Source organism: Acinetobacter sp. YH12049, assembly GCF_013419875.1.
Lineage (GTDB): Bacteria > Pseudomonadota > Gammaproteobacteria > Pseudomonadales > Moraxellaceae > Acinetobacter > Acinetobacter amyesii.
Window position 1 is genome coordinate 1 of the sequence record NZ_VOZH01000064.1, and the last position, 9266, is coordinate 9266.

Below are 9266 nucleotides of genomic sequence, written 5' to 3' on the forward strand. Positions count from 1 at the left end.
AGGTTATTTAATTTAATCATGGCTGAAATCCTGATTTTTCTAAAATTGGATAAAGCTCTCTGAATTTTTCAGGCTCTAAAAGCATATCAGCGATACGAATAGCAAATTGTTGGTAGCTTTCTGTACCTTGTGAATATTTCCCCATTTCAGGCATTTCTGACATTTTTTTTGCAAATAAATGGCGTTGTGCATCGGTCATTTTGATAAAAAAGTCAGGTGTGTTTGGGTCACGCTTAGAATCTAATTTTTTCGGTTGTTGTTTCTGCTTAAACTTGAATGAAAACCCAGTAATTGTACGCCCTTTCTTGTGTTGCTCATAAGTGGCTTTTATGTCTGTATGTTCATTGATTTGAGTAATGGCAGTTTCTAATACACGGCTTTTAAAATGGTGCATACGTTGATATTCATCATCTTCAACACCTAAATTTTTACGTAATTGTTGTAGTTCAAAAACAGGTGTTTTACCAACTTCACGCCAAGCGATTAATAACTCATAAAGTCTAGTAGCATACTTACTGGTTAGGTGTGCAACTTGTTTGGCTTCATATTTTGTAAAGTGTTCTTCTAATCTAGTGATTAAAGGAACTACATCAGGTGCGAAAGTAATTTCTAGTAATGCCAAATCATCTACATAAAAAATACGGCTTACCCAGCGAGAGCGAACGATACCTACCTTCCCTGTTTTTTTATATTCGGCTGTATAGCTAAACTGCCTGTTAAATAGATTATTTACGGCATCTTTCAGGGCTTTGTAGGATGCATCAGGTGATACATTAAATAGTTTTGCATAGTCACTAGCATGTATTTCTAGTTTGCTATCTGCCGTAATACCCCGCCCTAATTCCCTTGCATTAATGATTGCAAGCATGACTAAACGCTGTTCCGTTAGTTCTAAATTATAACTGGCGTTTATTAATGCATTATCTTTCACAACTAAACCATTCTTCATATTAAATACACGTTATTATTAATGTGTATTTACACACTATATATTTTATGTGTGTAAATCAAGAGAATTTGTGTGCTTATACAAGAGAATTTGTGTGCTTATACAAGAGAATTTGTGTGCTTATACAAGAGAATTTGTGTGCTTATATAAGCTGTAGTCCTCTAATATCAATGTTTTCAGCTTATCTAAAAGCATTTAAAAGCTTTAAAAATAATTAAAAGCCTTTCGAGAGGGGAGTGCAAACTGCCCTAGGTACTCGCTAAAGCTCGTACTCTATTGAAGCTCGTTCCTCGCTTCGTGGGGCAGTTTTTGGGTAATCCTATTTGTGAAATCTAAAAGCAAAAATATTGGTAATGTATTCGCTTCGCTCATACTTTTTGAAAAGCAAAAGCTCCAAAGTTCGCACCCATTCGGGATGCTCTGTACCTACCGTTTAAAATCGAAAGGGAGCTTGTAATCAGAGAAAAGGCGAGGGCGAAATTTTGATGATGCTCAATCGCTCGTAGACACTCGCTCGGTTCTTATTATCTAGGTTTTAATTATTTAATTGAGCTAATCAAAGTTGTGAAACATTGATTAAATAGTAGGCGTGGAACGTGACAAATCATTAAAAAAGCCCGAACAGTGATGTTCGGGCTATCAACTAGAAACTACAGCGTTGAATTATAAGGATAATTATAAGAAACGTTTGCATAAAAATTCCCCTATTTGCCTCATTCTATACAAAAAAGTAGCCGGGAATTAAACCGCGATGCTGAAATTGCTCAAAAATGTCATAAAAAATGCCCCGAAAGGCGTTGTGATGCTTTAAAACACATAAGGGCGAATAAAAATTAAGAAGAAAATCCCGAGCATCAAAAACCATTTTAAGAAGTAGTACACGCGACTATTTTTAGCTTTTAAGGCCTTCGCTTTTAAACGCACTTGATAGACATAGCCAAAGACTTTGTTTAAGCCACCTGTCTGATCGCCTGCTTCATTCGGAGAACTTGCTGCGGTCATCACATTCTTGCCAAACCAGTGATTAAACTTTTGCATCCAGCGAGATTTTAACGGACGCTCAACATCGGCAAAGAAAATAATACGGTTTTGAGAAGTACCATTTTCAGCATAGTGAATATAGGTTTCATCAAACACCACACTTTCACCATCACGCCATGAATAACGCTCACCATCGACATCAATAAAACAACGGTCATCATTGGGTGTCATCAACCCCAAGTGGTAACGCAATGAACCTGCATAGGGGTCACGATGGCGCACTAAACGACTGTCGGGCGCTAGTTCAGTAAACATCGCCGCCTTAATGCTAGGTAAAGTTTTTAATAATGCTGTGGTTTTTGGGCATAATTCTGCTGCTGATGGATGCGCGGAGTCATACCATTTTAAATAAAAACGCTTCCAGCCTGTTTTAAAGAATGAATTAAACCCCAAATCATCGTAGCTACTTGAAGCTTTAATACCGCCCTGTTGATATAAAGCTTTGGCTTCATCACGAATCATTTCCCAGTTGTCATCTAAAACTTTTAAATCTTGAAAATGCTGAGTGTCGATATAAGGTTGATTCGGCACTTTAGAAAATAAGTACATTAAATAGTTAATCGGTGCAAGAATGGTCGAATGGTCAAAAAACTGACGATAAAAACTATGACGCACCTTGCCGCGCTGTTGAATATACAACGCTGAAGCGATAAAAATCGCCAAAATAATCCACTTCAACATAGAACTAACCAAATACTGAAAACAGCAAAAATTCAAAAATGTCACATATTCTACTCCATTTCAGCGCATGACATCATCGCAGAAAATAGAACACAGCATTGCCAGTCGCTCTGTATACCCACCCAACCTCACGCTATAAAACGTCACCATCCAAACCAAGCATTGACTTATCTGCCCTAAACAAACCACCAAAAGCTCTACTTTTTAAGCTTTTCTCAGTCCTAAAATATTCCAACCGGATAAAAAAAAATATAAAACAATCACTTTCAGAAACCTTTGCACGAATAAACACACAAAAGTTCATTAAATTGGTATAATACAATAAAATCAATCACCTAGCAAAAAACACGACTATGGCATGGAAACAAACAGGGCAACTCTCCCTAGCAGACAGTCTCATTAACGCTCACAAAGCCATCGAAGAATTAGATGAACTACACAACCTAATTGACTGGCAAACTATCGAGCAAACCTTACGCCACGTTCATAGCAGTGAGCGTGGGGAATCTGCCTTTCACCCTGTCATCATGTTTAAAGTATTACTCTTACAAAAACTCTATAACCTATCGGATCCAGCCATGGAAAAACAACTGGCACGAGACTTACTATTTCGTCGCTTTGTTGGCCTATCATTAACGGATGATGTACCCGACCATAGCACCATTTGGCGATACCACAAACACCTAGGTGAGCTTAGACTGATTGAACCATTGTTCAACCAAATCAATGAGCAACTAGCCCAACAAAACATTTTTATCAAAGCGGGCAGTGTCAGCATCATCGATGCCAGTATCGTTGAAGCTAAAAACAAACGACCTAAGAAAGGCAAACACACCGACAATACCCAAGATAACGAAGCCGCCTATGTCAGTAAAAAAGACAGTACAGGTAAAGTAAAAACCACCTACGGCTTTAAAATTCATCTCAACTGTGATGAAGACAGCTTTGTCAAAAAGGTTGAAACTACCCCTGCCAATGTCCATGATTCCCAATGTTTTACCACGCTGTTAACAGATGATGAATCAGCCGTGTATGCTGACAGTGCGTATAAAAGCCAAGCCCATGATGACTACCTTGCCGAGCATGAACCACCGATAAAAAATCATATTCATGATAGAGCATGGCGCAATACACCCTTAACCGAACAGCAAAAACGCAATAATACCCAAAAGAGCCAAACTAGAAACACCGTTGAGCGGGTCTTTGGACATTTTAAACTGCATTATGGGATGAGCAAAGCTCGTCATTTAGGGTTAATGCAATTTCATACCAGCACTTTGCTTGCAAGCATGGTGCATAATTTAAAAACTGCCCTAAGCTTGAAACGAAAATACGGACTCGCCTAGGGTTATTGTGTCTGTTGGTTAGTAAGCTCAGCCAATAGACACAAATTTAACAACCATTTGGAGATTTTATCCATGATTTAGCCATTGTTTTGCTTATTTCATTGCCATTCTTTGTTTTTTTTCGGTTTGGTGGTATGCCTCGAGCAAAGGGGCTGTTTCGTGCAAAGGTCTCTATAAAGCATTTCGTATAAGGTGTATTATGTTAATTTTAGTAGAACTAATAAATCTATATATTTGAAAATGTCATTTTACTCAATTAAATACTCTTCAGATATTTCACACTGTTCAACAAAAAAATGATCATGTGAAACTAAAATTACAGCGCCCTGATATTGGCTAATAGCCTGCGATAGAAGCTCTCTAGACTCAATATCTAAATGATTTTCTGGTTCATCAAGCAATAATAAATCAATACCATCAGGATAGTGACTCATTGCTAATAATGCGACTTTCAATTTTTCACCACCACTCAGTTCTGATAGTTTTAATAAAGCTTTTTCACGACGAATACGTAACTGACCTAACAAATTTCTCCACTCAACTTCAGTAAGATTGGAGTTATAAAGTGCAAGGTTTTCGATTACGGATAAATCATTATTTAATAAACTAAAGTTTTGATCTAAATACAAACATGTTCCACTAAAGAAAATATCATCACGTTGATGGGTAGAAATCAATTTCAATAAGGTTGATTTACCAATTCCATTAGCACCTTTAAGATGGATTTTTTCGCCAGCTTTCAATGCAAAATTAATTTTATTTGTTGCTGTATGGGGTAGCTTTAAATCATGAATTCTTAAAATCTCTCCTTGCTTCGTACTCTGTAAGTGGAATTCAAACTTCTGAGCTTTGATTTTTTCTACAATGGTCTGCCTATTAATCAGACTATTTTTCAAATCATCAGTTTGTCGAGTTTGTTGGGCACGTAGCTTACCTAAGCTTTGTCCAGCATTTTCCTTTTTGAAATCTAGAAAAATCTTTGCTTGAGAATTAGAATCACGAAGTTCATTGCCTTTAGATTGACGTTTATTCGCTTTCATTAAGCTATCATGTTGCCGTTGTTTTAACTGCTTTAATTCTTTTTTCTCATTATTAATAGACTGAGTTAATGCATCCATGTGTAGCTGATGCTGTTGAATGTAATGCTCATAATTACCTTTGTAGTGTTGTAAGCCTAATTCAGTTAAAGCATAAATATGTTGGACTTGATTGAGTAATTGGCGATCATGACTAATCAGGCATACACCACTAGGGTGTGCCAAAATACTCTCAATTAACCATTGTCTAGATGTTGAGTCTAAATGGTTGCTTGGTTCATCTAAAAGTAGATAGTGATCCTTTTTTAAAAACAAACGACATAAAGCCAGCTTTGTTTTTTGTCCTTCACTCAGTTTTTCTGTTGGAAAGTTCAAATCCGTAGGTAAGTCAGCATTTTCAAGTATATTTTGCCATTTTTGTGGTAAATCCCAGGTATTTTCAACTAACTCATAATCATCAAAACTAGCTGTATTGTTCTCTATACGCCGAAAAGCATGATGTAAATGATCTACCTCTAATGCTTGTGCAATATTTTCAGCATTAAGGCGTTCTAATTGTGCCAAATAATCATGTTGGATATTCCATGAAACTTGACCACTATAATGAATATCTAAAGCTTGGCTTTGATCTAATATTCTGAACAATAGGGATTTACCTAAACCATTACGTCCAATTAATGCAGAAACCTGTCCTGATAAAAGCGTAATGTTTAGCTGATCAAACATTTTCTGTGTAGAAAATTCTAAATTTAAGTTTGAAGCAATACATGCATGTTGCATAAAAAATTCCTCATGTAGAGGATATGCAAAATAGTGAAGATTAACTTATAAAAAACAATATATTATTTAGGATATAAAGTAGAGACCAAGAATATATAGCCACAAGTAGAATCTATTTTGCACATCAAAAGTTTAAAAATAATGATGAGAAAATGACTTACTTCATTGGCGTTACTCTTGGGAGGATGATTTGAATAAGGTTATTTTATAATGATAAGACAATCTGTCAAGCTTGTACTAAAGCTTCTAAAAGTTATTTAACATAATGGCTGTTATACGAAATTCAGTTGTCAGAAACCATTTATTACATCAAAAGTAATGAAAAAGTAAAGAATATGACTTATATTATCTTTACTTTAATGGTTTTTGAGTGAGGGAATCATGTCCGCAGTCAATTTCAATATGCGCTTAGAAGCAGAGTTAAAAGAACAAGTCACCCCAATTTTGGAAGACTATGGTTTGACTATGCCTCAAGCATTCAAACTGTTCTTGAATCAAATCGTTAAAACTAAAGCGATTCCTTTGTCTTTTGACTATGCACGAGAACCTGCTTTAACTCCTAAAGCAGCAGCCAAGTTACTTCAATCTTTAAAAGAGATTGAAAATGGCGAGTACACCGAGTACGAAACGGTAGAAGAAGCGATTAAAGCTATGTCGGAAGAAGCACATGGCTAAACGTAAGATTATCGTAACCAGTTCTTTTAAACGTGATATTAAAAGACGTTATTTAGAACTGGTTACGGCTGAATGGGCAGAAGTATTAGATTGTTTAGTCGCAAATAATCCTTTGCCTGAAAAGTATTTAGATCATCCCTTGAAAGGTGGTGCAGAGTTTAAAAATTGTCGTGATTGTCATGTGAAGCCTGATTTAGTCTTGATCTATAGGCTTGTTGGTGACGATATTTTAGAACTGCATCAGTTGGATAGCCATTCCGAAATTTTTGGATGACTATCGCTCGATGCTTTGAAAGATGGCTTTAGCCATGTTTCAAAGTCGGGCAACTTTGCGACTGCTGTCATTGATTCGGTGATGGCAAGAGCCGAGCAAAGTACTGTCTAATCATTATTTTGGGTCAATCACACAATAATCCTTATTCGCTCCGTGACAGTCATTTTTCATGATGCGAACGCAAGACTTCCCATTGCAATTTTTAATATCTAGGCTGTATTTTTGTTCTAGCCATGCAACGTCTGCTCTACGCTGTTTGATTTCGTCCATGCTCGGCACATATAAAAATAATGCTAAAAAGAAAACGATCAGCAAGCTAACAAAAGCACTGGCGTAGATTGCCATGAATCGCCAGTCAAGTTGATTGGTTGCATTGTTTAATTCCCGAATACTGTTGTTGAGTGCGTCTATTTGCTTCTGATTGGCGTTTTTTAGGTGTTTTTCGGTCTTATTGAGTACTCCGCTAGCCACTTCCTTGTAAAACGCTTCTAATCGCTTGTTATCGTCTGCTATGGCTTCTCGATACTCTTTCATAGATGCCAGTAAAATATAGAGCTGGTCATCTAGGTCGTTTTGGTTGCTCATCGGTACATTCCGCCCTGATCTAAGTCTTGTGATGCTTTACGGTTGGCTCGCTCGGCTTGCTGTTGCTCTAGTTTTTGCTGTCGTTGTATTTCGGCTTGGCGTTCTTGTTCTAGGCGTTTAGCTTCTTGGTTTTTCTGCCATTGCTCGAAGCCTTGCTCGGCACGGTTTAAACCACGCTGTAAAACGCTGTCTGTGCGCTGTTGCTGTTGTTTGAGGTGTTGGGCGTTGTGTTGCTTCACATGGTCGTTATAACGGCTGATTTCGGTGTCTATGCCTTGTCTACGGAGTTGAGTGACCGAAGTCCCCTCATGAATGGTGGCTTGTAGTCCATTGTTCTGATCGGCATAGCTGCGGTGGTCTATTTTTTCTCGGTAGCCTGCTCGCTCCAGTGCGTGATTGGCTAAGTCCGCCCATGTTTCCCGAATCTGTTTGATGTCGTCTTGGGTTGTTCCCATATTTAGGCTTTTGCGTTTGGCATTACTTAACTCAATATCGGTTTTTGTCGTCAAAGTGAGTTTATTGTCAGGGTCTAATTCAGCTTTTCGGGTGGTCAGCATGATATGGGCGTGATGGTTTTTATCATTTCCGCCTTTGCTGGGTTCGTGAATGGCTAAATCTGCGATCACGCCATAGCGATCAACAAGTGATTGAGCAAACTCTTTTGCCAAGTCCTTACGTTGATCAGCGTCTAATTCATCAGGTAGGGCAATGACCCATTCTCTAGCAGTTCGAGCATCTTTGCGGTTTTCGGACTGTTCCGCCAAGTTCCACAATTCGCTACGGTCTATTTCTATATCAAGGTTAGACACAATTTCGCTATGGGCGACACCATCCTTTCTCGTAAAATCGTGGGTTAGTCCTGTTCGTTCATCTTTGAGTTTTTCCCCTGCACGATAAGCCATAGATGCAACGGCAGTTCTTCCCGAACTGCGGTTAACGGTTTTGGTTGTACAGTGGTAAATCGCCATTAAATTTTCCTTGTGGCATCCACGTATTGATTACATTTCGGGCATTCTTTTCTAATAGTTTGAATGGATACTCCATTCATTTGCTCTATAAGAATTTTAGGTAATTTGTATAAAAATTCATTCCCACAGTTTGAGCATATAAAAATATGCTGTTCATCAATATTGTATTTCTTCATTTGCTTTACCGCTCTTGCTTTTGCTTTTGGGGTTAAGGGGTGTCCCCCTTACGCATCTTTTGACTTGAATGAAATTCAAGTCGTAAGTGCGCATTTCATGAAAAACACGATAGCATATTACCCGCTTGAATTTCAATTCATAGGGTCTTATGCTTGAGTGGTTTTCTATATTCCGAAATTAACCGTTATGACTAAATCTGCTGAAAATATCGAAAAGAAAATTGAAGCCCAGTTAGAGAAGCTGAAACAGTTAAAAGCACAGAAACAGGCTATTGAAGCAAGAGAACGTACCAAAAAGAAAGAACAGGAGCGCAAGGATGATACTAGGCGTAAAATTTTGCTCGGTTCTTACTTGATTAAGAAAATGCAGGCAAATGAAGCCAATAAAGAAAAAATACTCGCTGAACTCAACGAATATTTAACAGAAAATAGAGATCGACAGCTTTTTGATTTGCCCGATATTGAAGCCTAATTTTTCTTAGCTGTTTGGTTGTTTTGTTCGGCTTGATACTCTGGAATGAGCGTATTTAAAACCTTTTGAATATTGTCCTTGTCCTCGATTTGTAAATTATCCCGATAGTAAATTAAGTTCTGTATTTTGCTTTCCATCTGCATTTTTTCGGTGGGTTCGGCATCTTTGGATAGTCGGGATAATAGGAAGATATAACCGCATATATTTTCCCTCGCAATTTCATAATTTACGATGTCGAGGTATTCAACGGTCACATGCTTTAGATCGGTTGATAGGTTATTT

At 37.6% G+C, this 9266-nt stretch carries 10 protein-coding genes; 4 read left to right on the top strand and 6 right to left on the bottom strand.

Annotation, left to right across the window (positions count from 1 at the left end; genetic code table 11):
* Positions 1–16: 16 nt before the first annotated feature.
* Together repM and lpxO are read right to left on the bottom strand one after the other, a co-directional pair.
* Positions 17–949, bottom strand: coding sequence for a replication initiation protein RepM (repM, locus tag FTU05_RS16470; protein WP_026438545.1), 933 nt, complete (start codon positions 947–949; stop codon positions 17–19).
* Positions 950–1756: 807 nt separating this feature from the next.
* Positions 1757–2671: a lipid A hydroxylase LpxO gene (gene lpxO, locus FTU05_RS16475; RefSeq protein WP_179997574.1), complete on the bottom strand. Its 915-nt coding sequence runs from the start codon at positions 2669–2671 to the stop codon at positions 1757–1759.
* Positions 2672–3024: 353 nt separating this feature from the next.
* Here lpxO and FTU05_RS16480 point away from each other — a divergent pair, with 353 nt between their 5' ends.
* Positions 3025–4017 (top strand): IS5-like element ISAba23 family transposase, encoded by a 993-nt coding sequence (locus FTU05_RS16480; RefSeq protein ID WP_005028482.1) that lies wholly within the window; start codon positions 3025–3027, stop codon positions 4015–4017.
* Positions 4018–4265: 248 nt separating this feature from the next.
* Here FTU05_RS16480 and FTU05_RS16485 read toward each other — a convergent pair whose 3' ends face one another.
* Positions 4266–5834 carry an ATP-binding cassette domain-containing protein gene (locus tag FTU05_RS16485; protein WP_159124549.1) on the bottom strand — a complete coding sequence of 523 codons (1569 nt, stop codon included), beginning with the start codon at positions 5832–5834 and terminating at the stop codon, positions 4266–4268.
* 381 nt (positions 5835–6215) lie between these two features.
* Between FTU05_RS16485 and FTU05_RS16490 the strand changes: the two genes are divergently transcribed.
* Both FTU05_RS16490 and FTU05_RS16495 read left to right on the top strand, forming a co-directional pair.
* A complete protein-coding gene (locus FTU05_RS16490; RefSeq protein WP_004870963.1) occupies positions 6216–6509 on the top strand; it encodes a type II toxin-antitoxin system RelB/DinJ family antitoxin in 294 nt (97 codons plus the stop codon).
* Positions 6502–6783 carry a type II toxin-antitoxin system YafQ family toxin gene (locus FTU05_RS16495; protein WP_001129137.1) on the top strand — a complete coding sequence of 94 codons (282 nt, stop codon included), beginning with the start codon at positions 6502–6504 and terminating at the stop codon, positions 6781–6783. The genes FTU05_RS16490 and FTU05_RS16495 overlap by 8 nt, the downstream gene beginning before the upstream one ends.
* Before the next feature lie 114 nt (positions 6784–6897).
* On the opposite strand, the gene FTU05_RS16500 is transcribed toward FTU05_RS16495, so the two are convergent.
* Positions 6898–7368, bottom strand: coding sequence for a hypothetical protein (locus FTU05_RS16500; RefSeq protein ID WP_004870960.1), 471 nt, complete (start codon positions 7366–7368; stop codon positions 6898–6900).
* On the bottom strand, positions 7365–8336 hold the full coding sequence (gene mobQ, locus FTU05_RS16505; RefSeq protein WP_087528904.1) for a MobQ family relaxase: 972 nt from the start codon (positions 8334–8336) through the stop codon (positions 7365–7367). The genes FTU05_RS16500 and mobQ overlap by 4 nt, the downstream gene beginning before the upstream one ends.
* 363 nt (positions 8337–8699) lie before the next feature.
* Between mobQ and FTU05_RS16510 the strand changes: the two genes are divergently transcribed.
* Positions 8700–8984 carry a hypothetical protein gene (locus FTU05_RS16510; RefSeq protein WP_004871868.1) on the top strand — a complete coding sequence of 95 codons (285 nt, stop codon included), beginning with the start codon at positions 8700–8702 and terminating at the stop codon, positions 8982–8984.
* Here the strand turns inward: FTU05_RS16510 and FTU05_RS16515 are convergent.
* On the bottom strand, positions 8981–9266 hold a 286-nt coding region (locus tag FTU05_RS16515), incomplete at its 5' end, for a hypothetical protein (RefSeq protein WP_218953445.1). The two genes, FTU05_RS16510 and FTU05_RS16515, sit on opposite strands and share 4 nt — an antisense overlap.

Coding starts and splice junctions, on each gene's coding strand:
- FTU05_RS16510 (WP_004871868.1), top strand. CDS start 8,700: ATGACTAAATCTGCTGAAAATATCGAAAAGAAAATTGAAGCCCAGTTA.
- FTU05_RS16500 (WP_004870960.1), bottom strand. CDS start 7,368: ATGAGCAACCAAAACGACCTAGATGACCAGCTCTATATTTTACTGGCA.
- repM (WP_026438545.1), bottom strand. CDS start 949: ATGAAGAATGGTTTAGTTGTGAAAGATAATGCATTAATAAACGCCAGT.
- lpxO (WP_179997574.1), bottom strand. CDS start 2,671: ATGTTGAAGTGGATTATTTTGGCGATTTTTATCGCTTCAGCGTTGTAT.
- mobQ (WP_087528904.1), bottom strand. CDS start 8,336: ATGGCGATTTACCACTGTACAACCAAAACCGTTAACCGCAGTTCGGGA.
- FTU05_RS16495 (WP_001129137.1), top strand. CDS start 6,502: ATGGCTAAACGTAAGATTATCGTAACCAGTTCTTTTAAACGTGATATT.
- FTU05_RS16485 (WP_159124549.1), bottom strand. CDS start 5,834: ATGCAACATGCATGTATTGCTTCAAACTTAAATTTAGAATTTTCTACA.
- FTU05_RS16480 (WP_005028482.1), top strand. CDS start 3,025: ATGGCATGGAAACAAACAGGGCAACTCTCCCTAGCAGACAGTCTCATT.
- FTU05_RS16490 (WP_004870963.1), top strand. CDS start 6,216: ATGTCCGCAGTCAATTTCAATATGCGCTTAGAAGCAGAGTTAAAAGAA.